We start from the raw sequence: 23,085 nt of genomic DNA, 5'->3' as shown, positions 1-23,085 counted from the left end.
ATCGATCACGGCTCACGCTCCGACGGCGGCGACGATGACGGCGGCGATCGCCAGGACGACGGAACCGGCGAGCAGCGCGCTGAGGTAGGTCTGCACATTGCCGGTCTGGGCTCGGCGGACGCCCGCGCCGAGGAGGCGGGGGACGGCGCCCGCACCGCGTACGTACGTCTCGACGACCTCGCGGTCCAGGAAGCGGACCAGTTCGGCGCCCGCCAGGACGGGCCGTACGAAGAGGGCGTGGTAGACGGCGTCGAGGTGGAATCCGACGGCGGCGTGCCGGTGCAGGGGGCCCAGCAGGAGCCGGCCGGGGTCGGCGGGATCGGGGGCCGACGCGATGTCGCCGTAGGCGGGGGTGTGGGTGGCGATGGCTTCCGCCTCGGAGACCGCCGGGCTGTCCTCGGGGTGGGCGGCCACGGCGCCGATCGGGGGGCGGGCGGCCATGGCCGTGGTGTGGCGCCAGGCGCCGTACGTGACCAGTCCGCCGACGAGGGCGACGCCGGTGCCGAGGACCGCCGTGGTGACGGTCGGGGTGAGGGCGTGGCCGTCGAACCAGTCGTCGAGGTAGGTGACGGCGAGGCCGAAGGCGAGCGAGGGGACGGCGAGGACCCACAGGACGCCGTTCATGACGAGGGGCTGCCTGCCGTGATCGGGGACGGCGGGGCCGCGGCCGCGGAAGGCCAGCAGCCACAGGCGGGTGGCGTACGCCGCCGTGAGGAGGGCGGTGAGCAGGCCCGCGACGAGCACGGTCCAGCCCGCACCGGAGGGGACGCCGGTGGTGTCGCCGAGCGAGGCGTGCTCGGCGGCGACGAGGACGGCTTCCTTGGAGAAGAAGCCGGCGAACGGCGGGATCGCCGCGAGGGCGAACAGGGCGATCGTCATCGTCCAGTAGGCGTCGGGGATGCGCTTGGGCAGGCCGCTCATGCGGGACATGGCGGCCAGGGAGTTGGTGCCGGCGGCGTGGATGATCACGCCGGCGCCGAGGAAGAGGAGCGCCTTGAACGCGCCGTGGGAGATGAGGTGGAAGACGGCGGCGCCCCGGTCGCCGACGGCCAGGGCGCCGGTCATGTAGCCGAGCTGGCCGATGGTCGAGTACGCGAGGACGCGTTTGATGTCGTCCTGGGCGAGGGCGGCGAGGGCGGAGCCGACCATCGTGACCGCGGCCATCACGGCGAGGACGGTCAGGGCGGCGGCGGAGGCGGCGAAGACGGGAAGGAGACGGGCCACGAAGTACACACCGGCGGCGACCATCGTCGCGGCGTGGATCAGCGCGGAGACGGGCGTGGGGCCCGCCATCGCGTCGGGCAGCCAGGTGTGCAGCGGGAACTGGGCCGACTTGCCCGCCACACCGGCGAGGAGCAGCAGCGCGATGAGCGTCGGGTGGTCGAGCCCGCCGCTGCCCACGGCGCGGAGGATGCCGGTGATCCGGAACGTACCGGCGTCGGTGGCGAGTGCGAAGAGGCCGAAGAGGAAGGGGACGTCGCCGAGCTTGGTGACCAGGAACGCCTTGAGGGAGGCGGCGCGGGCTTCGGGCGTCTCCCAGTAGTGGCCGACGAGGAAGTACGAGCAGATGCCCATGATCTCCCAGCCGACCAGCAGCACCATCAGGTCGCCGGAGTAGACGACGAGCAGCATCGCGGAGGTGAAGAGGGAGACGAGGGCGGCGTAGGACGGGTAGCGCGGGTCGTCGCGCAGGTAGCCCGTCGAGTAGAGCTGCACGCAGGTCGCGACGACCCCGACCAGGACGGCGACGAGGGCCGCGAAGCCGTCGAGGTGCAGGGCGAGGTCGATGGGGACCGAGCCGGTGGGCGTCAACTGCGTCGAGGCGTCGATCGCCCGGCCGCCGCCCTGGCGTACGGCGACGATCACGGCCAGCACGGCGGCGGCGAGGGCCGGCAGTACGGCGAGGGGTCGGACGAAGCCGGGCGCGGTGCGGCCGAGCAGCAGCCCGGCCACGGCGCCGAGGAAGGGAAGGAGGGGAACGAGGACGGCGAGGGTCGTGGTCGTCACGCGGCGGCCTCAGCCTTCTGTGCGGCCTCTTGTGCGGCCTTGTCTGCCATGGCGGAAGCCTCGTCGTCGGCTGCCGGGCCTTCGGCGGTGTCGCGCAGCTTGTCGACGTCCGAGGTGCCGCGGTTGCGGTAGACCATCAGGACGATGGACAGGCCGATGCCGATCTCCGCCGCGGCGATGGCGATGGTGAAGAGGGTCAGTGCCTGGCCGGCGTGGAGGGTGTCGCGGAGCCAGACGTCGAAGGCGACCAGGTTGAGGTTGACGGCGTTGAGCATCAGCTCGACGGACATCAGGACCAGGATCGCGTTGCGGCGTGCGAGCACCCCGTACAGCCCGGTGCAGAAGAGGAGGGCGGCGAGCACGGCGGGATAGGCGAGGTGCATCAGCGCTGCTCCTTGTCGTTGTCGCTCTTGCGGGAGAGGACGATCGCGCCGACCAGGGCGGCGAGCAGCAGGACCGAGAGCGCCTCGAAGGGCAGCACCCAGTGCTGGAAGAGGAACTCGCCGGTAACCCTGGTCGACCCCTGGGCCGGTCCGTCCAGGTCGATCCACTGCGTGCGGAACGCGTCCACGACCACCCAGACGAGTGCGGCGGCCGCGGCGACGGCCACCGTGAGGGCGGCCCACCGGTTGCCCGAGTCGGCGTCCGGGGAGCGGCCGATGGGGGCCTTGGTGAGCATCAGGCCGAAGAGGAGGAGCACCACGACGGAGCCGACGTAGATCAGGACCTGCACCCAGGCGATGAACTCGGCCGTCAGCAGGAGGTACTCGACGGCCAGGCCGCCGAGCGCGACGACCAGCCACAGGGCGGCGTGCACCAGCTGCTTGGTCGTGACGGTGACGACGGCCGCGCCGAGGGTGGCGATGCCGACGAGGAGGAAGGCGATCTCGACGCCGGTCGGGGAGAGGAATCCCTGCTCGGCGGCTGCGGCGAGGTGGCTCATTCGGTGGGCCCCTCGTCTTCCTGCCGGGCGGGCTGCTCCGGTGCCGCCGGCGCTTGCGCTGCTGCCTGCTCCTGGGCCGCGGCGAGCTTTTCGGCTGCCTTGCGGGCCGCCGCGATCTCCTTCGGCTCCTCGGCGCCCGGGTCCAGCGCGGGCGGCTCGGGTACGGTCCACATCCACTCACGGAGCTTGTCCCGCTCGTGCGTGAGTTCGTGGATGTCGGTCTCGGCGTACTCGAACTCCGGTGACCAGAAGAGCGCGTCGAACGGGCACACCTCGATGCAGATACCGCAGTACATGCAGAGCGAGAAGTCGATCGCGAAGCGGTCGAGGACGTTGCGGCTGCGCTCGCGGCCGCCCTCGACGGCGGCCGGGACCGTCTCCTTGTGCGAGTCGATGTAGATGCACCAGTCGGGGCACTCGCGCGCGCAGAGCATGCAGACCGTGCAGTTCTCCTCGAACAGCCCGATCACGCCGCGCGTGCGGGGCGGGAGTTCGGGCTGGACGTCCGGGTACTGCGCGGTGACGGTCTTCTTCGTCATCGTGCGGAGCGTGACGGCCAGGCCCTTGGCGAGGCCGGAGCCGGGGATCGGGGGCACTACTGGATCGCCACCTTCACGATTCCGGTCAGCGCGATCTGCGCGAGAGCGAGTGGGATGAGTACGGTCCAGGCGAGCTTCTGGAGCTGGTCCTCGCGCAGCCGCGGATAGGTCACGCGCAGCCAGATGACGCCGAACGCGAGGATCGCCGTCTTCAGGAGCGTCCAGACCCAGCCGAGACCGTCCGCGCCCCACGGGCCGTGCCAGCCGCCGAGGAACAGGACGGTGGTCAGGCCGCACAGGACGACGATTCCGGCGTACTCCGCGAGCAGGAACAGCGCGAAGCGCAGGCCCGTGTACTCCGTGTACGCGCCGAAGATGATCTCGGAGTCGGCCACCGGCATGTCGAACGGCGGCCGCTGGAGCTCCGCGAGGCCGGCGACGAAGAACACGATCGCGCCGACGATCTGCCACGGCAGCCACCACCACTCGAAGGCGTTCAGGATGCCGGGCAGCGAGACGGTGCCTGCCGCCATCGCCACGGAGGCGGCGGTGAGCAGCATCGGCAGTTCGTACGCGAGGAGCTGGGCCGCGGTGCGCAGGCCGCCGAGGAGCGAGAACTTGTTGGCCGAGGCCCAGCCCGCCATCAGCGAGCCGAGCACGCCCACGCCCATGACGGCGAGCACGAAGAAGATGCCCGCGTCGATGACCTGGCCGACCGCGCTCTCGCTGGGGCCGATCGGGATCGCGACGAGCACGAGGAGGTACGGGAGGAGCGCGACGGCGGGCGCGAGCTGGAAGATCCGGCGGTCGGCGTCGGCCGGGACGATGTCTTCCTTCTGCGCGAACTTCACGCCGTCGGCGACGAGCTGCGCCCAGCCGTGGAAGCCGCCCGCGTACATGGGGCCGAGGCGGCCCTGCATGTGGGCCATCACCTTGTGCTCGGTCTGGCCCACGACGAGCGGCAGGACCATGAACACGGCGAAGACGACGACCAGGCGCAGGGCGACATCGAGTACGTCGTTCACGCGTCGTCGCTCCCTCGGTCGCGGGTGGTGTCGGTGGTGTCGGTGGGATCGGTGGGATCGGTGGCGCTCTCGTCGGTGGAGCCGACGGCTCCGGCGGCGTCCTGGCCGGGCTCCTGGGCGGCGTCGGCCTGGCCCGCGTCCCGCCCGGCGGCGTCCTTGCCCGGCACCTCGTGCGGTTCCTTCGCGGCCCCCGCGTCGCCGCGCGGCGTTTCGGCCGCCGCCTCGGCAGCCGCCGCCGCGTCGGTGTCCGTGTCCTCGGACGCGCCCGTTCTGGTCGCGGCCGCCTTCTCCGGCCGGTCCGCTTCGTCCCCGTCCTGGAACGCGGGGCGCGCGTGGTGCCAGGGCGCGTCCGCGCTGCGCGCCGGCGCCGCCGGGGCGGGCCGGACCTCGGCAGCGTCGGCCTCGGCGGACCCCGCCGGCTCGGCCGGCGTCTCGGTGGCAGGCGTCGCCCCCTCCGCCGCTTGGCTCGCGGAGCCCTCCGAGGCGCTGCGGGTACGACGCGGCGGCCTCGGGGCCGTGGCCTCCGCCGCCGGCGTCGCCGCCTCCGCCGCTTGGCTCGCCGAGCCCTCCGTCACGCTGCGCGCACGACGCGGCGGCCTCGAGGCGGTCGCCTCGGCGGACGGCGCAGCGGCCTCGGCCGCCGTGGTCGCCGCGGCCTGGGTCGCCGAGCCCTCCGCGACGCTGCGCGCGCGGCGCGGCGGGCGGTCGGCGGCTCCTGCCGCACCGGCCGCGCGCGGGGTGCGGGCGGGGCGGGCCGGGGCCGGCGGGAGCTGGTCCTTCTGCGGGCCCCAGTCGTTCGGGTCCGGGACGCCCGGCGGCAGCATCTGACGGCGCTTGGGGCCGCCGTGGTCCGACTCGCCCGGCTCCTTCGCGCCCGGCCACGCCTTGGCGACCCGGGCCGCGAGGACGAAGTCCTTGCGCAGCGGGTGGCCCTCGAAGCCCTCGGGCAGGAGGAGCGGCACCAGGTGCGGGTGGCCGGTGAACTCGACGCCGAACATCTCGTGGGTCTCGCGCTCGTGCCACTGCGCGCCCGCGTAGACCTCGACGGCGGTGGGCACGGCGGGCGCCGCGTGCGGGACGGTCGTACGCAGCAGGAGGCGCCGGACCGTGCCGCCTTCGAGGGCGACGACGTGGGCGCAGACGCGGAAGCCCGTGCCCGGCTCGTCGACCGCGCTCAGCCAGTCGAAGTACGTGCAGCCCAGCTTGTCCCGCGCGATCTCCAGCGCCGCGATCCACGAGCCGGTCGGCACGTCGACGGTGAGCAGGTCGTAGCCGCGCTCGGCGGTCGCCTCCTCGCCGAAGATCTCGGTGACGGCCTCGGGCAGGCCGTCGTACGCGGTGGCGTCGGTCGTCCCGCTCACTTCGCGGCCTCCCCCGGGGTCGGCGGCGGCGTGACGAGGCCGCTGCGCAGTGCCGCGGCCGACGGGCGCGCGTGGCCGTAGCGCTCGCTCAGCGACTCGCGGGCGATCTTCTCCTGGAGCTTGAGGATCCCCTGGAGCAGCGCCTCGGGCCGCGGCGGGCAGCCCGGTACGTACACGTCGACCGGGATGATCTGGTCGACGCCCTTGGTGACGGAGTACGAGTCCCAGTAGGGCCCGCCGCAGTTGGAGCAGGCGCCGAAGGAGATGACGTACTTCGGCTCGGGCATCTGCTCGTACAGCCGTTTGACGGCCGGGGCCATCTTGTCCGTCACCGTGCCGGACACGACCATCAGGTCGGCCTGGCGCGGTCCCGGCGCGAACGGGATCACGCCGAGCCGGATGAAGTCGTGGCGCGCCATGGACGCGGCGATGAACTCGATCGCGCAGCAGGCGAGACCGAAGTTGAAGACCCACAAGCTGTAGCGGCGGCCCCAGTTCAGGACCACCTTCATCGGCTCGGGTGCGAGGCGGGCGAGAGCTCCCAGCCGCTTGGGCTCGGGGAGGTCGACAGGGGTCACGTCCATTCGAGGACGCCCTTCTTCCATGCGTACAGCAGTCCCACGGCCAGGAAGCCGAGGAAGACGAACATCTCGACCAGCGTCGTCGCGCCGTACTCCGGCGCGGCGAAGACCGTCGCCCACGGGAAGAGGAAGATGGAGTCGACGGCGAAGATCACGTACAGGAAGGCGTACACGTAATAGCGGACCTGCGTGTGTGCCCAGCCCTCTCCGACCGGATCCACGCCGCATTCGTACGTCAGCAGCTTCTCCGGCGTCGGCACGACGGGCCGCAGCAGGCGCCCGGCCCCGAAGGCCACGGCGACGAAGAGGACGCCGACGACTGCGAGCAGTCCGACGACCGAGTAACTCTGGAAGTACCCGTCCGCGAGAACCGTCGGTTCCGGCACGTCCGCCCCTCTCGCTCCCTGGCCGCGTCGGCCACATCGGCCTCGTTCGACGATCTGTACGCACGGGAGTCTAGGCCCTGGTAAAGGCCGGGTAAGCAGCCGTCTCACGCAGGGGTGGGGTTATCCCTACTTCCGCGCACCCAGTGACCCCATGGCATCCGCGCCCGGCGCCCGGCAGGCTGAGCCCCATGACCGCCACCGCCCGCGACCACCTCCCAGATTACGACCGGCCCGACCGGCCCCCGCTTCCGCCTGTCCGCTTCCCGTACGACCCCGTGACCTGGAAGGAGATCGCGCATCTCCTCCTCAATCTGCCGACGGCCGTGTTCGGCTTCGTGTTCACCGTGGTGCTGCTCCTCCTCGGTTGCGGCCTGTCGGTCACGGTGATCGGCCTGCCGCTGTTGACGGTGGGGCTCCTGGCCGCGCGCCGGCTCGGCGCGGTCGAGCGGGCGCGGGCCCGTGCGCTGCTCGGGGTGTACGTCGACGAGCCGAGCCCGGCGGCGGCGGGAGGGCGGGGCGGCGGTGTGTTCGCGCGGCTGTGGGCGCGGGTGAAGGATCCGGTGGGGTGGCGGGCGGCGCTGTACGCGTTCGTGCGGCTGCCCTGGGGTGTACTGACGTTCGCGGTGACGCTGGCCGGACTCGTCGTGCTGTGGCCGGTGCTGCCGTACCTCGCGCGTGCGATGGCCAACGTCGACCGGGCGATGGTGCGGGGCCTGCTGTGTCCGTCCGGCGAACTGGAGCGGCGGATCGCCGAGCTGGAGTCGGACCGGGGCGTCGTCGTCGACACGGCGGCCGCCGACCTGCGGCGCATCGAGCGGGACCTGCACGACGGGGCGCAGGCCAGGCTGGTGGCGCTCGCCATGGGGCTCGGCATGGCGCGGGAGAAGCTGACCGGCGACTTCAAGGACCCGGTCGCCGCGGCGGCGATGGTCGACGAGGCGCACGGCGAGGTGAAGCTGGCGCTGCAGGAGTTGCGGGACCTGGCGCGCGGCATCCACCCGGCCGTCCTCACCGACCGCGGCCTCGACGCGGCGCTGTCGGCGATCGCGTCGCGCTGCACGGCTCCGGTGCGGGTCACGGTCGATCTGGCGGCGCGTCCGGCGGAGGCGATCGAGGGCATCGCGTACTTCACGGTCTCCGAGCTGCTCCAGAACGTCAGCAAGCACAGCGGGGCCCGGTCCGCGTCGGTGGACGTGTGGCGCAGCGGCGACCGGCTGCTGATCCAGGTGCGCGACGACGGGCGCGGGGGTGCGCGGCTGGACGGCGGCACGGGCATGGCCGGTCTCGCCGACCGGCTCGGCGCGGTGGACGGACTGCTCGCGCTCGACTCCCCCGAGGGCGGCCCGACCACGGTGACGGCCGAGCTGCCGTGGCGCGACCGCGACGGCGCGGGCCGGGGCGGCGAGAGGGGTCACCGGGCCGGGCACGGGGCCGGTCACGGGCCCGGGGCGGGCGCCGGGGTGGGGAAAACCCCCGGGCGGAAACGGTGACCGGCCTCATGGTCCCGGCTGCGCACTCCCCCGCACCCTCGAGTCAGACACAGCAACGCTCACCGGAACTCCCCGAGCAGAAACGGACGGCAGCGATGGCCACGGAGTACGCCCCGCACACCAGGGACCAGTGGGACCCCTCCGGCCGGCCGCCGAGCAAGCACCTCCTTCCGCCGGCGCTGCGCGCGCCGGTCGAGGGCCGGACCTGGCGCGAGTTCGGCTACCTGATGCTCAGCCTGCCGATCAGCGTGCTGCTCTTCGTCTTCGCGATCACCATGACGTCGCTGGGCATGGGCCTGCTGATCACCTTCTGTGGCGTACCGGTGCTGGCGGCGGGCCTGGCCGGCTGCCGCGGTTTCGGGGCGATGGAGCGGGCCCGCGCCAGGGGCCTGCTCAAGCTGGACGTGGCGGACCCGCCGCCGCTGCGGATCAAGGCGGGCGGCGGGCCGATGGCCTGGATCGGCGCGGTGCTCAAGAGCGGTACGTCGTGGCGGCACCTGCTGTACGCCGTGCTGCACATGCCCTGGGCGGTGTTCGCCTTCACGGTGGCGCTGACGCTGTGGTCGTACGGCTGGGCCGCGCTCACGTACCCGCTGTGGCAGTGGGTGTTCCCGGCCTTCACCGATGCGGACGGCATCCAGCTGTACGGCGACGCCACGCGCCACGTCTACCTCGACCAGCCCGTCGAGCTCGCGGCGACCAGCGCGTTCGGCCTGGTCCTCGTCCTCGTCACCCCCTGGCTCATGCGCGGCCTGGTGATGGTGGACAAGGTGATGGTGACCGGGCTGCTCGGTCCGTCCCGGCTCGCCACCCGCGTGTCGGAGCTGGAGTCGGACCGGGGTGTCGTCGTGGACACGGCGGCCGCCGACCTGCGGCGCATCGAGCGCGATCTGCACGACGGGGCGCAGGCCAGGCTCGTCGCCCTCGCGATGGACCTGGGGCTGGCCAAGGAGAAGCTGACGCAGGACCCGGAGGCCGCCGCGCGCATGGTGGACGAGGCGCACGGCGAGGTGAAGATCGCGCTCCAGGAGCTGCGGGACCTGGCCCGCGGCATCCACCCGGCCGTCCTGACCGACCGCGGCCTGGACGCGGCGCTCTCGGCGGTGGCCTCCCGGTGCACGGTGCCGGTGCAGGTCGAGGTGGATCTTCCGGCCCGGCCGGCCCCGGCCATCGAGGGCATCGCGTACTTCACCGTCTCCGAGCTCCTGCAGAACGTGAGCAAGCACGCCCAGGCGACCCGGGCCACCGTCGAGGTGTGGCAGACGGCGGACCGGCTGATGCTCCAGGTCGGCGACGACGGCAGGGGCGGGGCGGACACGACGGCCGGTTCGGGTCTGGCGGGGCTCGCGGAGCGGCTGGACGCGGTCGACGGGATCCTGGTGGTCGACTCGCCGGTGGGCGGCCCGACGACCGTCACGGCGGAGCTGCCCTGGCGGGGCTGACCCGGAACCGACAGGGGCGGCCGCCGGGCCGCCCCCCGCCCCCGCTTTCCCCCCTCGGCCCCGCCGCGTCCTCCCCTGACCTGTCGCCGCCCGCGCGAGGCGACCAGCGGACTTCTCCCGAGTCGTACGCCACTAATCCGCACGCCTGGCCGCACGCCGGTTCGGATGCTGGGATGCTGGGGGCGTCGTGGTGAGGAGCAGTCAATTGCTGGGGGGCTACAGGGCCGTGGAGGACAGGGTGCGGGTCGTCATCGCCGAGGACTCGGTGTTGCTTCGGGAGGGTCTGACCCGGCTTCTGACCGATCTCGGGCACGACGTCCTCGCGGGCGTCGGAGACGCGGAAGCGCTGATCAAGACCATCGGGGACCTGGCGGCCCAGGACGAGCTGCCGGACGTGGTGGTCGCGGACGTACGGATGCCGCCGACCCACACCGACGAGGGCGTGCGGGCGGCGGTGCGGCTGCGCAAGGAGCACCCGGGCATCGGGGTCCTGGTGCTGTCGCAGTACGTCGAGGAGCAGTACGCGACGGAGCTGCTCGCGGGGTCGAGCCGGGGCGTCGGCTACCTGCTCAAGGACCGGGTGGCCGAGGTGCGCGAGTTCGTGGACGCGGTCGTCCGCGTGGCCCGGGGAGGGACCGCGCTCGACCCCGAGGTCGTGGCGCAGTTGCTGGGCCGCAGCCGCAAGCAGGACGTGCTGGCCGGGCTGACGCCCCGCGAGAGGGAGGTCCTGGGCCTCATGGCCGAGGGCCGGACGAACTCGGCGATCGCCGGACAGCTCGTGGTGAGCGACGGCGCGGTCGAGAAGCACGTCAGCAACATCTTCCTTAAGCTCGGACTCTCCCCGAGCGTGGGTGACCACCGCCGGGTGCTGGCGGTTCTGACGTACCTGAGGAACTGAGCACACGGGTCCTAGGACCGAAGGATGACTACGGAGCGTCGTCGAGCAGAACGCCGGGGGGCGAATGAACCATGGCAAAACAGGGCAATAGCGCGTCTCAAAACGGGGTCCAGTATGCGATTGACCCAGGGAAGGGCACCCTTACCGACGTAGGGTGGGCCCTGGGGCCACCGGCTGGCCGGCCGGCCCCGAGCAGCCGCCTCGAGGGAGGTCCAGTTCAGTGACCAGCCAGGTCAGTAGCCCGGCCGAGAAGGCCGACGGATCCGACGGCGCCGAGGGTGCCGAGAGTGCCGAGAGTGCCGAGAGTGCCGACGCAGCACATGACACCGTCGTCGGGGAACAGCGCAGCACGCCGGGCCGCAGGGCCTCCGACAAGGAGGTCCGCCGCCTGGACCGGGTGATCATCCGGTTCGCGGGTGACTCCGGTGACGGAATGCAGCTCACGGGTGACCGCTTCACCTCGGAGACGGCGGCCTTCGGGAACGATCTGTCGACGCTGCCGAACTTCCCGGCCGAGATCCGGGCGCCCGCCGGCACCCTGCCGGGCGTGTCCAGCTTCCAGTTGCACTTCGCGGACCACGACATCCTGACGCCGGGCGACGCGCCCAACGTCCTGGTGGCCATGAACCCGGCCGCGCTGAAGGCGAACATCGGGGACGTGCCGCGCGGCGCCGACATCATCGTCAACACCGACGAGTTCACCAAGCGCCCGATGGCGAAGGTCGGCTACGAGACCTCCCCGCTGGAGGACGGCTCCCTGGAGGCGTACAACGTCCATCCGGTGCCGCTGACCACGATGACGATCGAGGCGCTCAAGGACTTCGGCCTGTCCCGGAAGGAGGCCGAGCGCTCCAAGAACATGTTCGCGCTCGGGCTGCTGTCCTGGATGTACCACCGGCCGACCGAGGGCACCGAGAGGTTCCTGCGCGCGAAGTTCGCCAAGAAGCCGCAGATCGCCGAGGCCAACGTCGCGGCGTTCCGGGCCGGCTGGAACTTCGGCGAGACCACCGAGGACTTCGCCGTCTCGTACGAGGTCAACCCGGCGACCCGGGCCTTTCCCCCGGGGACGTACCGCAACATCTCCGGGAACCTGGCCCTGTCGTACGGGCTGATCGCCGCGGGCCAGCAGGCTGACCTGCCGCTCTACCTGGGCTCGTACCCGATCACGCCCGCCTCCGACATCCTGCACGAGCTCAGCAGGCACAAGAACTTCGGCGTGCGGACCTTCCAGGCGGAGGACGAGATCGCCGCCATCGGAGCGGCGCTCGGCGCGGCGTTCGGCGGGCAGCTCGCGGTGACCACCACCTCGGGACCCGGCGTGGCGCTGAAGTCGGAGACCATCGGCCTCGCGGTGTCGCTGGAGCTGCCGCTCCTGGTGGTCGCCATCCAGCGCGGCGGCCCCTCGACCGGTCTGCCGACCAAGACCGAGCAGGCCGACCTGCTCCAGGCGATGTACGGGCGCAACGGCGAGGCCCCGGTACCGATCGTCGCGCCGCGCACCCCCGCCGACTGCTTCGACGCGGCCATGGACGCGGCGCGGATCGCGCTGACCTACCGGACGCCGGTGTTCCTGCTGTCCGACGGCTACCTGGCCAACGGCAGCGAGCCGTGGCGGATCCCGGAGATCGACGAGCTCCCGGACCTGCGCGTGCAGTTCGCGACCGGCCCCAACCACGAGCTGGCCGACGGCACCGAGGTCTTCTGGCCGTACAAGCGCGACCCGCAGACGCTGGCGCGCCCGTGGGCGGTGCCCGGCACGCCGGGTCTCGAACACCGCATCGGCGGCATCGAGAAGCAGGACGGCACGGGAAACATCTCGTACGACCCGGCCAACCACGACTTCATGGTCCGCACCCGCCAGGCCAAGATCGACGGCATCGAGGTCCCCGACCTGGAGGTCGACGACCCGGACCACGCCAGGACCCTGGTGCTGGGCTGGGGCTCGACGTACGGACCGATCACGGCCGCCGTACGCCGGCTGCGCGCCGCCGGGACGCCCATCGCGCAGGCGCACCTGCGCCACCTCAACCCGTTCCCCCGGAATCTGGGCGAGATCCTGGCGCGTTACGAGAAGGTGGTCGTGCCCGAGATGAACCTCGGACAGCTGGCCACCCTGCTCAGAGCGAAGTACCTGGTCGACGCCCACTCGTACAACCAGGTCAACGGAATGCCGTTCAAGGCCGAGCAGCTCGCCACGGCTCTCAAGGAGGCCACCCATGACTGAGGCGCTCTCACTGGTCCCCAAGGCCGAGGCCAAGCAGTCGATGAAGGACTTCAAGTCCGACCAGGAAGTGCGCTGGTGCCCCGGTTGCGGCGACTACGCGGTCCTCGCCGCCGTGCAGGGCTTCATGCCCGAGCTCGGCCTGGCGAAGGAGAACATCGTCTTCGTCTCCGGGATCGGCTGCTCGTCCCGCTTCCCGTACTACATGAACACCTACGGGATGCACTCGATCCACGGCCGCGCGCCCGCGATCGCCACCGGCCTCGCGTCCTCACGGCGCGACCTGAGCGTGTGGGTGGTGACCGGTGACGGCGACGCGCTGTCCATCGGCGGCAACCACCTCATTCACGCCCTGCGGCGCAACGTCAACCTGAAGATCCTGCTGTTCAACAACCGGATCTACGGGCTGACCAAGGGCCAGTACAGCCCCACCTCCGAGGTCGGCAAGATCACCAAGTCCACGCCGATGGGCTCGCTCGACGCGCCCTTCAACCCGGTGTCGCTGGCGATCGGGGCCGAGGCCGGGTTCGTCGCCCGTACGGTCGACTCCGACCGCAAGCACCTCACCGAGGTACTGCGGCAGGCCGCCGACCACCCCGGCACGGCGCTGGTGGAGATCTACCAGAACTGCAACATCTTCAACGACGGCGCGTTCGACGCCCTGAAGGACAAGCAGCAGGCCGAGGAGGCCGTGATCCGGCTGGAGCACGGACAGCCGATCCGCTTCGGGGCCGACGGCTCCAAGGGCGTCGTACGGGACCCGGCGACCGGCGACCTCAAGGTGGTGACGGTGACCGCCGAGACCGAAGCGCGGATCCTGGTCCACGACGCGCACGCCGCCTCGCCGACGACGGCGTTCGCCCTCTCGCGGCTGGCCGACCCGGACACGCTGCACCACACCCCCATCGGGGTGCTGCGCAGCGTCGAGCGGCCGGTCTACGACACGCTGATGGCCGACCAGCTCGACGCCGCCATCGAGCAGCACGGCAAGGGCGATCTGAGCGCGCTGCTCGCGGGCAACGACACCTGGACCGTCGTCGGCTGAGTCCTTCCTTTCCGATATGCGAAGAGGGGCGCCCCGTCCTTGGACCGGGCGCCCCTCTTCGCGTCCGCGCGCCACCGGCTGTCATGACCGTCACGCAATACGGACATGACAAGGACGGCAGGCCGGCGTTACCTTCAGCAGATTGGTGTGCGCGCGTCGGGAGGGCCTGTGAAGTCGGTCAACGAACAGCGGTCGGGATTGCTGTACGGCATCGGCGCGTACGGGATGTGGGGGCTCGTCCCCCTCTTCTGGCCGCTCCTCAAGCCCGCCGGGGCGATGGAGATCCTGGCCCACCGCATGGTCTGGTCGCTGGCCGTGGTCGGCGTGGTCCTCGTGCTGGTACGCCGCTGGGCGTGGGTCGGGGAGCTGGTCCGCCAACCCCGGAAGCTGGGGCTCATAGCCGTCGCCGCGACCGTCATCACCGTCAACTGGGGGCTCTACATCTGGGCCGTCAACAACGGCCAGGTCGTCGAGGCCTCGCTCGGCTACTTCATCAACCCCCTGGTCACCATCGCGATGGGCGTCCTGCTGCTGAAGGAACGCCTGCGGCCGGCGCAGTGGGCGGCGGTCACAGTGGGCTTCGCCGCGGTGCTCGTGCTGGCGGTCGGCTACGGGCGGCCGCCGTGGATCTCGCTGGTCCTGGCGTTCTCGTTCGCGACGTACGGGCTGGTCAAGAAGAAGGTCAACCTCGGGGGCGTGGAGTCGCTGGCCGCCGAGACCGCCGTCCAGTTCCTGCCCGCGCTCGGCTACCTGCTGTGGATCGGGTCGCAGGGGAACGCGACGTTCGGTGCGCAGGGGCCCGGCCACGCGGCGCTGCTCGCCGTGACGGGCATCGTGACCGCCGTGCCGCTGGTGTGCTTCGGTGCGGCGGCGATACGCGTGCCGTTGTCGACGCTGGGGCTGTTGCAGTACCTCGCGCCGGTCTTCCAGTTCGGGCTGGGTGTCGTGTACTTCCACGAGGCGATGCCGCCGGAGCGGTGGGCCGGCTTCTCGCTGGTGTGGGCGGCGCTGGCCATGCTGACCTGGGACGCGCTGCGCTCGGCCCGGCGGGGTCGGGCGCAGGCGCTGCGGTTGGCGGCGGTCGCCGCCGCCGGGGCGGCGGGCGGTTCGTCCGGCCCCGTGCCCGCGGAGCCCGCGCCGACGCCGGCGTCGAAGTCGGCGTCGAAGTCGGCGTAACTGGAGCGCGACGGGCTCGTCAGGCGCACGGTGCATCCGGTGGTGCCGCCGCGTGTGGAGTACGAACTCACGCCGCTCGGCGCGACGTTGCACACCACGATCCGCTCACTGGTGACGTGGACCGAGCAGCACCAGAACGAGATCGCGGCGGCCCGCGCCGACTACGACGCCCGGACGACGGGCGAAGAGCAGCCGGCCGCGGGCGTCGCCGCGACGGATGCCGCCCGCTGAGCCGGTGGGGTGATCAGGGGGCCGGCGGCAGTACGCACTTCATGCTCCTCCTTCGCCCGCCCCGCTCAGGGCCTGGCGCGCCCGGTGGGCCCGCGCCTTGCTCCGGTTCCCACAGCGTTCCATCGCGCACCAGCGACGGCGACCGGGGCGCGAGGTGTCGACGAACAGCAGGTGGCAGTCGTGCGAGCCGCATTCGCGGATCCGGTGGGCGTGCGGTCCGGTGAACAGGTCGACCGCGTCGCGGGCCACCGTCGACAGCAGCTGGTCCCCCGTGGCTCCCGGCGCCCACGCCCGTACGGCGCCCACGCCCGCGCCCACGTCGATGCGGGCGACCAAGGGCTCGCGCGCCGCCCGCTCGTTGACCACGTCCAGGTCACGGGCGGCCAGGGCGCGGCCGTGGGCCCGGTCCCCGGCGAGCCGGTGGAGGGCGTCCCGCAGGGCGCGCGCGTCCGCGAGCTCGCCCGGGCCCACCGTGAGGTCGAGGCCGCCCGGCAGCCGGCTCCTCGCCGCCCAGCGGGCCAGGTCGGCCGGCTCGTGCAGCACCTCGTACCGGGCGAGCAGCCCGGGGCCGCCGGTCGGCAGCAGCTCAAGGCACAGGGCGCCTGGGTCGAAGAGGTAGGGGCGGCCCTCCGGCGTACGCAGGGTGAGGCCGGGCGAGTCTGTTGCGGGCTCCATCACGTAACCACTATAACTGGTTAGCATGACACTGCACTGGAAGCTCGTCGTGGACGCCAACGACCCGCACGCGCAGGCCGACTTCTGGGCCGCCGCCCTCGGCTACGCGGTGGAGGACAACGACGCGCTCATCGAGCGCCTCATCGGCATCGGCGCCGCGCCGCCGGAACTGACCGTGGAGTCCCACGGCCGCCGCGCCTGGCGGGATCTGGTCGCCGTCCGGCATCCGGACGACCCGTACGACGAGGACAGCGGGATGGGGCTCGGCCGCCGGATCCTCTTCCAGCGCGTACCGGAGCGCAAGACGGTCAAGAACCGGCTGCACATCGACGTGCACGCCGAGCCCGGCACCCGGGACGCGGAGGCCGCCCGCCTGGAGACGCTCGGCGCGGCGGTCGTCCGCCACGTGAAGGAGCCCGGCGGGGAATGGACGGTCATGAGCGACCCCGAGGGCAACGAGTTCTGCGTCCAGTGACGCTTCGGGCCGGCCCGAAGCTCTGACTTGGCTCAAGTCGGGGTTGGACCGTCCCGCCGGGCGGCATGGTCCCCGCATCAGCGACCGACGGGGGACCCGATGAAGGACGCCATACGCCCGGCCGGCGCGGCACTCGCCGCCTTCGCCTTTCTCAGCGGTACGGCCGCCTGCGCCACGCCGACGGCTCCCGAGCCGCAGCGGACCCTGAGCGCGCCCTCCCGGCCGCCCGGTGATCAGCAGCTGGCCCAGGTCGCCGCCGGGGCCCTGAGCGACCCGGACGACGTCGACGAGGAGGGCACGTTCGTCCTGTCGGCCACCGGCCCGGTCGGGGGCACCGACAGCCGCAGCCAGATCGCTCCCGGCACTCCCCTGGTCGTCGAGGCGGCCTGCGTGGGCGAGGGCTCCGTGACGCTCACCGTCACCTCGGGCCGGGCGACGGCCCGGCAGCACCTCACCTGCGCCGGCACGCCGCACGCGAGGACCTTCGCCCTCACCACCCGCGCGGGCTCGATCGCCTTCACCGCCGACCGGGGCCCGGCCACACGCGGCGGTCTCGCGTACCTCGCACGCCGTCCGGCATCCGAACAGCGCTGACCGGTTTCCGCTCTTGACGCACAGTCAAACTCTCGCTGAACATTCAGCACGCACAGCTCACGTACAGCCATGCTCAGCCCTGCGCACCACCAGCTCCAACGCCCCGCGCCGCCACCCGCGTCACGGGGCGTCTCGCACGTTCCGTCTGTCCCCGTACGGAATCCCGGAGCCCCCACATGAACCTCTCCCGTACCTCCCGCCTCTCCACTTCCAGACGCACCGTGGCCGCCGTCGCCCTCGCCCTCACCGGCCTGGTCTCCGCCACCGCGCCCACCGCGTCCGCCGCCCCGGCGGCGGCCCTCGCGGCCCCCGACATACCCCTCGCCAACGTCAAGGCGCACCTGACCCAGTTCCAGTCGATAGCCACCGCCAACGGCGGCAACCGCGCGCACGGCCGCCCCGGCTACAAGGCGTCCGTCGACTACGTCAAGGCCAAGCTGGACGCCGCCGGATTCACCACCTCCGTCACGACGTTCACCTCCGGCGGCGCGACGGGCTACAACCTCATAGCCGACTGGCCGGGCGGCGACCCGAACCAGATCCTGATGGCCGGCGCGCACCTCGACTCGGTCTCCTCGGGCCCCGGCATCAACGACAACGGGTCCGGCTCCGCCGCCGTCCTGGAGACCGCGCTCGCCGTCTCCCGCGCCCAGCTCAAGCCGACGAAGCACCTGCGGTTCGGCTGGTGGGGCGCTGAGGAACTGGGCCTCGTCGGCTCCAAGGCGTACGTCAACAGCCTCCCGGCCACCGAGCGCTCCAAGTTCTCCGGCTACCTCAACTTCGACATGATCGGCTCGCCGAACCCCGGCTACTTCGTCTACGACGACGACCCGGCCATCGAGAAGACCTTCAAGGACTACTACGCGGGCATCGGCGTCCCGACCGAGATCGAGACCGAGGGCGACGGCCGCTCCGACCACGCGAGCTTCAAGAACGTCGGCATACCGGTCGGCGGCCTGTTCACCGGCGCCAGCCGTACGAAGTCGAGCGCCCAGGCCCAGAAGTGGGGCGGCACGGCGGGCACCGCCTTCGACCGCTGCTACCACTCGTCCTGCGACACCACGGCGAACATCAACGACACCGCCCTGGACCGCAACAGCGACGCGATCGCCCACGCCGTCTGGACCCTGGGCAGCGGGCCGGTCGTCCCGCCCGGCGACGCGTACGAGAACACCGCCGACGTCGCCGTCCCGGACAACGGCGCGGCCGTCACCTCCACCGTCACCGTCGCGGGCCGTACGGGCAACGCCCCGGCCGCGCTCAAGGTGGGCGTGGACATCAAGCACACCTGGCGCGGCGACCTGGTCGTCGACCTGGTGGCGCCCGACGGCACGGCGTACCGGCTGAAGAACTCCAGCAGCAGCGACTCGGCCGACAACGTGATCGCCACCTACACGGTGGACGCGTCCGCCGAGGCGGCCAACGGCGCCTGGAAGCTCAGGGTCCAGGACATCGCCGCGCAGGACACCGGCTACGTCGACAGCTGGAAGCTCACCTTCTGATCCCGCCCCCGTGCGGTACGGCCCGGCCCCGGCGGGGGCCGGGCCGCCTCACGCCGTGATGTCCTTCGTCGTGAAACGCGCCCAGGCGGCGGAGCCGAACACCGCGGCGTACACGGCCTGCAGCGTGAGGTTGTCCAGCACCTCGTCCCAGTACACCGGCTGGCGCAACAGGTCCGCGAAGGACAGCCAGTAGTGCGGGAAGAGATACGGGTGGATCACGCTCAGCTGCGGGATCGTGTCCAGGATCTGCACCGTGATCAGGAGCCCGACGGTCGTCGCCATCGCCGCGACGCCGCTGTGGGTGAGCGTCGAGACGAACAGGCCGATCGCCGCCAGCCCGATCAGCGAGGCCGCCACCACCGCCGCGATCAGCACCGCCCTCAGCAGGCCCTCCCCGAAGCCGATCCGCGTGCCGGAGATCGTGGTGACCTCGCCGAGCGGGAAGAGCAGGGCCCCGGTGGCCAGTGCCGACACGGCGACGACCAGGGTCGCGACCAGGCAGAAGACCAGCGTGGACGCGTACTTCGCGAACAGCAGCCGGGTGCGTCCGGCCGGGGCGACCAGCAGATAGCGCAGCGTGCCGGCGTTCGCCTCGCCCGCCACCGCGTCGCCCGCGACGACGCCTACGGCCATCGGCAGGAAGACCGGCAGGGTCGCGGCGAGCGCCGCGAAGACCAGGAACAGACCGTTGTTGGTGATCTGGGTGAGGAAGGCCGGCCCGCCCCCTTCCGCTCCCCCGCCGCCGACCGGCGAACCGTCGCTCGTCTCGATCTTCACCGCGATGCCGATGAGGACGGGTACGGCGGCCAGCACCGCCAGCAGCGCGAGGGTGCGCCAGCGCCGGAAGGTGAGGGTCAGCTCGGACCGCAGCAGGCCCAGGGTCCACAGCGCGCCGGGACCCCGCGCACCGTCCTCCCGCCGGACCGTCGTCTCAGCCCGCGACATCGAAGCCCTCCCCCGTCAGCGCCACGAAGGCGTCCTCCAGCGAAGCGCGTTCGACGCCGAAGGACCTCACCCGTACGTCGGCCCGTACGAGCGCGGCGTTGAGGTCCGCCGGCTCGACGTCGCCGGGCGGCAGCTCCCCGGTCACCCGCTCCCGCGCGACCGTCAGGTCGGCGACCCCGTGCTCCTTGAGCACCCGCGCCGCCTGCGCCGTGTCCGGTGTGGTGACGACGAGCCGCCCGCGCGCACCGGCCGCCAGCTCGGTGACCGGGCCCTGGACGACGAGCCGGCCCCGGGACATCACCGCCGCGTGGGTGCACACCTGCTCGATCTCGTCGAGCAGGTGCGAGGAGAGGAAGACCGTCGTACCGTCGGCCGCCAGTTCCCGTACCAGCGAGCGGATCTCGCGCATGCCCTGCGGGTCGAGACCGTTCGTCGGCTCGTCGAGCACAAGCAGCCTGCGCGGCTGGAGCAGCGCGGACGCGAGCCCCAGCCGCTGCTTCATGCCCAGCGAGTACGCCTTGGCCTTCTTGCCGCCCGCCGCCGTCAGCCCCACCCGGTCGAGCGCCGCCGCGACCCGCGCCCGGCGGGTGCGCGGGTCGGCCGCCGGGTCGGCGGAGTCGTACCGGATCAGATTGTCGCGACCCGACAGGAACCCGTACAGCGCCGGTCCCTCGATCAGCGCGCCGACCTGCGGCAGGACGCTGCGGGCGGCGCGGGGCACCGGGTGGCCGAGCAGCGCCGCCGTACCGGAGGTCGGCGCGATCAGCCCCATGAGCATCCGGATGGTGGTCGTCTTGCCCGAGCCGTTGGGCCCGAGGAAGCCGAAGACGCTGCCGGCCGGCACGCTGAGGTCGAGGGAGTCGACGGCGAGCTGCCCGCCGCGGAAACGCTTCGTGAGCCCCCGTGTCTCGATCACGGCGGCGGACACGGCGTCACGGTCCACGGCGGACAACTCCTGCACCCCGGTCTTCCCCGCTCGCCTACTTCGCCGCGTTGGCGGCCCGGACCAGCGCGTCCTGGGTGACCGCGCCGACGTACATCTTGCCGTCGTCCGTCATCAGGGCGTTGACGAGACGCGTCTTGAAGACCGTTCCCGAGCCGAACTCGCCGGACACCTTGTCGCCCAGCGCGTCCAGGAACTGCTCGGCCTCCGGGGGCACCTCGCCCTTCTCGGGCGCCTTGAAGTCCTTCGCGCCGCCGGGGGACGAGATCTCGGCGACCGTGGTCCAGCCCTCGCCGACGACGTTGAGGCCCTCGAAGTCCTTCAGGTCCTCCTCGCCCTTGAACTCCTTGCCGAACTCCTTGCCGAACTCCTTCTCGTGGCCCTGCTGCTCGTCGGCCTCGGTCACCTTCGCGCCCTTGGGCGGGCTGAAGCTGAAGGTGTCCGCTGCCGGCTTGGCGAAGTCGACCTTGGTGAAGCCCGCGTCGACCGCGGCCTTGCCCCCGCCGGTCGGCGCGAGCGTGAACTTGAGCGGTACGCCGTTCTCCGCGTCGACCGCGATCCGGACGGACTCGATCGTCGAGCCGGACTGCTTGGGCTTGATGAGCAGCTGGTACGCGTCCCGGCCCGCGACCTGCGCCGTACCGTCGACCGTCACGGACGTGGTCTTGTCCGCGGCCTTCAGCGCCTCCTCGGCCAGTGCCTTGGGGGTCGTGGGGACGCCCTCGGGCAGCTTCTCGTGCTGGTCGGCGTCCTTGCCCGAGCCCTTGGCCGACTCCTTGGCGCCGGCGGGGGCCTCGGCGTGGAACGCCTCGTTCGAGGCACTGTCGTACGCCCACACCTCACCGGCGTTGTGGATGAGGCTGTACTCCGCGGCGTCGTCCAGGATCGAGACCCGCTGCTTGTCCGGACCGTCGGCCGCGACACGCAGTGTGTGCGTACCGGAGGCCAGTTCCATCAGCTTGGCCTGCGGGTCGGCCGACGAACCCTCGCCGTCACCCTCGCCCTTGGGCGCCAGGCTGCCCGTGATGCCGCCGAGCGAGGGGATGCCCAGGTCGGTGGTGATCTTCACGGTGCCGGAGAGCTGCTGCGTGTCCGACGCCGCGATCTTCTCGATCACCTGCTGAGCGGTGATCTTCGGCAGGTCGGGGTCGCCGGAGTCGGCGAGCGCCGGGACAAGCCCGAAGGTCGCCGCCGCCACCCCCGCCACCGCGACCGGGACGATGTAGCGCGCGGCCTTCCGGCGCCCCGCGGTGAAGTCCCCGCCCTCGGTGGTCTGTGCGCTGTCGTTCGGTGCCATCTGTGCCCTACCTCCGTGGTTGGCGGCCGTCGTCAGTTGCACTCGTCCACCCCGCGCCGCCATTCTCACCCGTACGGGTGGGGAGTGGTGCTTACCATCTGACCAAATCGGCGGGCGGGAAGCGTCAGACCCCGGGATCAACTCATGTACTGCTCGGGGATGACACACGGCGCCGGCGCCTCCCCCGTCAGAGAGGGAAGGCGCCGGTTGTCCCTTGCATCCAGTTCGCGGTCAGCGCTGGATGAAGACGTAGTCCGCCCGGTACGGAACGGCCGCGAGCGCGCCCGGCTCGCAGTCGCCGGCCGGCGCCGTGCCGCCCACCGTGTTCAGCCGCAGGATCTCGGTGGTCCGCGCGAACAGCCCGTGCTTCGCGCCGGACCGCTGGGCCCGGAGGTCGAGCTCGGGGATGTTGCCGGCGCCGTTCGGGCTCCTGGCGATGAGCGAGCCGGTGACCGCGCTGCGGTCCGGCGCGACCCACTGCGGCGTACCGGAGCCGGGCCGTACGAAGGAGTGGGCGATGCCGCCGGCGAGTACGGCGCGTACGTCGTGCTGCTGGAACGCGCGCGTGCCGTCCGCCCCTTCCTGGCAGGCGTAGATCTGCTCGCCCTTGACGACCGGGGCCTGGAAGCCGTGCAGCGCGCGGGAGAGGTCGAACCCGTCGGTGACCCGGTGGAACTGGCCGCGCACCGCGCCGCCCGGGAACTCGGCGGTGTGCAGGTTGGCGTAGAAGCCGGTGGGGTTCGCCTCGAAGTCCGCCAGCACGGCCGCGTCCGCGACCTCGACCGCGCCGGTCGCGGTCCGCCACCCGCTCAGGCCCTTGCCGAGCCCCTTGCCCTTGCCTGTTTCGCCCTCGCCCTTTCCTAGCTGCCCGGTGAAGTCGATCTTGAGGCCGCCGTTGGCACCCTTGCCGCCCTGGTGGATGTGGAGCGCGGTGGGCTTGTCGGTGCCGCGCCACTTCACGGCGAACGACACCGTGGTGCCCTTGACCCTGACGAACTCCAGCGCGACGCCGTCCTTGTCGCCCGCGGCGGGTCCGCCCTCCACCGGCACCTCGTTGGCGCCCCGCAGGCCGGCCACGAAGTACGACGCGGCACGCTCGCCGTTCCCGCCGGTCCGCGGGTGGGAACCCCCGCTGTCGGCGACGGCCGGGATCACGGCCGTCATGACGCCCGCCGCCGCGACCGCGGCGACTCCGATGACGGTGCTCCGGCGACTGCGCGTCCTCGCGATACCGCTCATGCCCGGACATCTCCCCGTTCCAGTGCCGCCGCCCGTCGCGTCGGCCTCCGACCAGGGATACGGAGTGAAT

At 72.1% G+C, this 23,085-nt stretch carries 22 protein-coding genes and 1 pseudogene; 10 read left to right on the top strand and 13 right to left on the bottom strand.

Going from position 1 to position 23,085, the window contains the following annotated elements:
- Positions 1-12: 12 nt before the first annotated feature.
- The 8 genes from IE185_RS16165 to IE185_RS16130 are packed head-to-tail and all read right to left on the bottom strand — an operon-like array spanning position 13 to position 6,842.
- Positions 13-2,007, bottom strand: coding sequence for an NADH-quinone oxidoreductase subunit 5 family protein (locus IE185_RS16165; protein ID WP_189715388.1), 1,995 nt, complete (start codon positions 2,005-2,007; stop codon positions 13-15).
- Complete coding sequence (gene nuoK / locus IE185_RS16160) at positions 2,004-2,390, bottom strand: NADH-quinone oxidoreductase subunit NuoK (protein ID WP_138898523.1); 387 nt, start codon at positions 2,388-2,390, stop codon at positions 2,004-2,006. The genes IE185_RS16165 and nuoK overlap by 4 nt, the downstream gene beginning before the upstream one ends.
- On the bottom strand, positions 2,390-2,950 hold the full coding sequence (locus IE185_RS16155; protein ID WP_138898522.1) for an NADH-quinone oxidoreductase subunit J family protein: 561 nt from the start codon (positions 2,948-2,950) through the stop codon (positions 2,390-2,392). The genes nuoK and IE185_RS16155 overlap by 1 nt, the downstream gene beginning before the upstream one ends.
- Complete coding sequence (locus tag IE185_RS16150) at positions 2,947-3,546, bottom strand: NuoI/complex I 23 kDa subunit family protein (protein WP_138898521.1); 600 nt, start codon at positions 3,544-3,546, stop codon at positions 2,947-2,949. The genes IE185_RS16155 and IE185_RS16150 overlap by 4 nt, the downstream gene beginning before the upstream one ends.
- Positions 3,546-4,514, bottom strand: a complete 969-nt coding sequence (locus tag IE185_RS16145) for a complex I subunit 1/NuoH family protein (protein ID WP_138898520.1) — start codon at positions 4,512-4,514, stop codon at positions 3,546-3,548. Before IE185_RS16145 ends, IE185_RS16150 begins: the two co-directional genes overlap by 1 nt.
- Entirely contained in the window at positions 4,511-5,875 is a 1,365-nt protein-coding gene (locus tag IE185_RS16140) for an NADH-quinone oxidoreductase subunit C (protein ID WP_189715386.1), read from the bottom strand. The genes IE185_RS16145 and IE185_RS16140 overlap by 4 nt, the downstream gene beginning before the upstream one ends.
- On the bottom strand, positions 5,872-6,459 hold the full coding sequence (locus tag IE185_RS16135) for an NADH-quinone oxidoreductase subunit B (protein ID WP_138899371.1): 588 nt from the start codon (positions 6,457-6,459) through the stop codon (positions 5,872-5,874). Before IE185_RS16135 ends, IE185_RS16140 begins: the two co-directional genes overlap by 4 nt.
- Positions 6,450-6,842 carry an NADH-quinone oxidoreductase subunit A gene (locus IE185_RS16130; protein WP_138903917.1) on the bottom strand — a complete coding sequence of 131 codons (393 nt, stop codon included), beginning with the start codon at positions 6,840-6,842 and terminating at the stop codon, positions 6,450-6,452. Before IE185_RS16130 ends, IE185_RS16135 begins: the two co-directional genes overlap by 10 nt.
- 188 nt (positions 6,843-7,030) lie before the next feature.
- On the opposite strand from IE185_RS16130, the gene IE185_RS16125 reads away from it, so the two are divergent.
- The 7 genes and pseudogenes from IE185_RS16125 to IE185_RS16095 form a co-directional block, all read left to right on the top strand.
- Positions 7,031-8,332 carry a sensor histidine kinase gene (locus tag IE185_RS16125; RefSeq protein WP_189715385.1) on the top strand — a complete coding sequence of 434 codons (1,302 nt, stop codon included), beginning with the start codon at positions 7,031-7,033 and terminating at the stop codon, positions 8,330-8,332.
- A 95-nt stretch (positions 8,333-8,427) separates the two neighbouring features.
- Complete coding sequence (locus IE185_RS16120) at positions 8,428-9,774, top strand: sensor histidine kinase (protein WP_189715383.1); 1,347 nt, start codon at positions 8,428-8,430, stop codon at positions 9,772-9,774.
- Between the two features lie 238 nt (positions 9,775-10,012).
- Positions 10,013-10,672 (top strand): response regulator transcription factor, encoded by a 660-nt coding sequence (locus IE185_RS16115; protein WP_138896819.1) that lies wholly within the window; start codon positions 10,013-10,015, stop codon positions 10,670-10,672.
- 220 nt (positions 10,673-10,892) lie between these two features.
- A complete protein-coding gene (locus tag IE185_RS16110; protein WP_138896818.1) occupies positions 10,893-12,896 on the top strand; it encodes a 2-oxoacid:acceptor oxidoreductase subunit alpha in 2,004 nt (667 codons plus the stop codon).
- The gene (locus IE185_RS16105) at positions 12,889-13,938 is read left to right on the top strand and encodes a 2-oxoacid:ferredoxin oxidoreductase subunit beta (RefSeq protein ID WP_138896817.1); all 1,050 of its coding nucleotides are present in this window, start codon (positions 12,889-12,891) and stop codon (positions 13,936-13,938) included. Before IE185_RS16110 ends, IE185_RS16105 begins: the two co-directional genes overlap by 8 nt.
- 168 nt (positions 13,939-14,106) lie before the next feature.
- Positions 14,107-15,114 carry an EamA family transporter RarD gene (gene rarD, locus IE185_RS16100; protein ID WP_138896816.1) on the top strand — a complete coding sequence of 336 codons (1,008 nt, stop codon included), beginning with the start codon at positions 14,107-14,109 and terminating at the stop codon, positions 15,112-15,114.
- A pseudogene (locus IE185_RS16095) lies at positions 15,115-15,345 on the top strand (winged helix-turn-helix transcriptional regulator); the annotation flags it as partial.
- Positions 15,346-15,384: 39 nt separating this feature from the next.
- Here IE185_RS16095 and IE185_RS16090 read toward each other — a convergent pair.
- Positions 15,385-16,020: a CGNR zinc finger domain-containing protein gene (locus IE185_RS16090; RefSeq protein ID WP_229843545.1), complete on the bottom strand. Its 636-nt coding sequence runs from the start codon at positions 16,018-16,020 to the stop codon at positions 15,385-15,387.
- A gap of 25 nt (positions 16,021-16,045) precedes the next feature.
- Here IE185_RS16090 and IE185_RS16085 point away from each other — a divergent pair, with 25 nt between their 5' ends.
- The 3 genes from IE185_RS16085 (at position 16,046) to IE185_RS16075 (ending at position 18,591) form a co-directional block, all read left to right on the top strand.
- Positions 16,046-16,495 (top strand): VOC family protein, encoded by a 450-nt coding sequence (locus IE185_RS16085; protein WP_138896814.1) that lies wholly within the window; start codon positions 16,046-16,048, stop codon positions 16,493-16,495.
- A gap of 99 nt (positions 16,496-16,594) precedes the next feature.
- Positions 16,595-17,089: a DUF6023 family protein gene (locus IE185_RS16080; protein ID WP_138896813.1), complete on the top strand. Its 495-nt coding sequence runs from the start codon at positions 16,595-16,597 to the stop codon at positions 17,087-17,089.
- 176 nt (positions 17,090-17,265) lie between these two features.
- Positions 17,266-18,591 carry a M28 family metallopeptidase gene (locus IE185_RS16075; protein WP_138896812.1) on the top strand — a complete coding sequence of 442 codons (1,326 nt, stop codon included), beginning with the start codon at positions 17,266-17,268 and terminating at the stop codon, positions 18,589-18,591.
- A gap of 48 nt (positions 18,592-18,639) precedes the next feature.
- On the opposite strand, the gene IE185_RS16070 is transcribed toward IE185_RS16075, so the two are convergent.
- The 4 genes from IE185_RS16070 to IE185_RS16055 form a co-directional block, all read right to left on the bottom strand.
- Positions 18,640-19,536 (bottom strand): ABC transporter permease, encoded by an 897-nt coding sequence (locus IE185_RS16070; protein ID WP_189715381.1) that lies wholly within the window; start codon positions 19,534-19,536, stop codon positions 18,640-18,642.
- Positions 19,523-20,479, bottom strand: a complete 957-nt coding sequence (locus IE185_RS16065; RefSeq protein ID WP_229843544.1) for an ABC transporter ATP-binding protein — start codon at positions 20,477-20,479, stop codon at positions 19,523-19,525. The genes IE185_RS16070 and IE185_RS16065 overlap by 14 nt, the downstream gene beginning before the upstream one ends.
- Positions 20,480-20,516: 37 nt before the next feature.
- Positions 20,517-21,776 (bottom strand): LolA family protein, encoded by a 1,260-nt coding sequence (locus tag IE185_RS16060; protein WP_138898246.1) that lies wholly within the window; start codon positions 21,774-21,776, stop codon positions 20,517-20,519.
- A gap of 231 nt (positions 21,777-22,007) precedes the next feature.
- Positions 22,008-23,015: a CHRD domain-containing protein gene (locus IE185_RS16055; RefSeq protein ID WP_189715379.1), complete on the bottom strand. Its 1,008-nt coding sequence runs from the start codon at positions 23,013-23,015 to the stop codon at positions 22,008-22,010.
- Positions 23,016-23,085 lie beyond the last annotated feature (70 nt).

The sequence above is a fragment of the Streptomyces chryseus genome, assembly GCF_014650755.1.
In the GTDB taxonomy this organism is placed as follows: Bacteria; Actinomycetota; Actinomycetes; order Streptomycetales; family Streptomycetaceae; genus Streptomyces; species Streptomyces chryseus.
Note: the sequence above shows the minus strand (reverse complement) of the source record. Positions and strands in the feature narration are given on the sequence as shown.

What these genes read in the sequence shown, in the direction of transcription:
- nuoK (WP_138898523.1), bottom strand. Translation starts at nt 2,390, where the DNA reads ATGCACCTCGCCTATCCCGCCGTGCTCGCCGCCCTCCTCTTCTGCACC.
- IE185_RS16155 (WP_138898522.1), bottom strand. Translation starts at nt 2,950, where the DNA reads ATGAGCCACCTCGCCGCAGCCGCCGAGCAGGGATTCCTCTCCCCGACC.
- IE185_RS16135 (WP_138899371.1), bottom strand. Translation starts at nt 6,459, where the DNA reads ATGGACGTGACCCCTGTCGACCTCCCCGAGCCCAAGCGGCTGGGAGCT.
- IE185_RS16125 (WP_189715385.1), top strand. Translation starts at nt 7,031, where the DNA reads ATGACCGCCACCGCCCGCGACCACCTCCCAGATTACGACCGGCCCGAC.
- IE185_RS16120 (WP_189715383.1), top strand. Translation starts at nt 8,428, where the DNA reads ATGGCCACGGAGTACGCCCCGCACACCAGGGACCAGTGGGACCCCTCC.
- IE185_RS16105 (WP_138896817.1), top strand. Translation starts at nt 12,889, where the DNA reads ATGACTGAGGCGCTCTCACTGGTCCCCAAGGCCGAGGCCAAGCAGTCG.
- IE185_RS16090 (WP_229843545.1), bottom strand. Translation starts at nt 16,020, where the DNA reads ATGGAGCCCGCAACAGACTCGCCCGGCCTCACCCTGCGTACGCCGGAG.
- IE185_RS16085 (WP_138896814.1), top strand. Translation starts at nt 16,046, where the DNA reads ATGACACTGCACTGGAAGCTCGTCGTGGACGCCAACGACCCGCACGCG.
- IE185_RS16080 (WP_138896813.1), top strand. Translation starts at nt 16,595, where the DNA reads ATGAAGGACGCCATACGCCCGGCCGGCGCGGCACTCGCCGCCTTCGCC.
- IE185_RS16075 (WP_138896812.1), top strand. Translation starts at nt 17,266, where the DNA reads ATGAACCTCTCCCGTACCTCCCGCCTCTCCACTTCCAGACGCACCGTG.
- IE185_RS16070 (WP_189715381.1), bottom strand. Translation starts at nt 19,536, where the DNA reads ATGTCGCGGGCTGAGACGACGGTCCGGCGGGAGGACGGTGCGCGGGGT.
- IE185_RS16060 (WP_138898246.1), bottom strand. Translation starts at nt 21,776, where the DNA reads ATGGCACCGAACGACAGCGCACAGACCACCGAGGGCGGGGACTTCACC.
- IE185_RS16055 (WP_189715379.1), bottom strand. Translation starts at nt 23,015, where the DNA reads ATGAGCGGTATCGCGAGGACGCGCAGTCGCCGGAGCACCGTCATCGGA.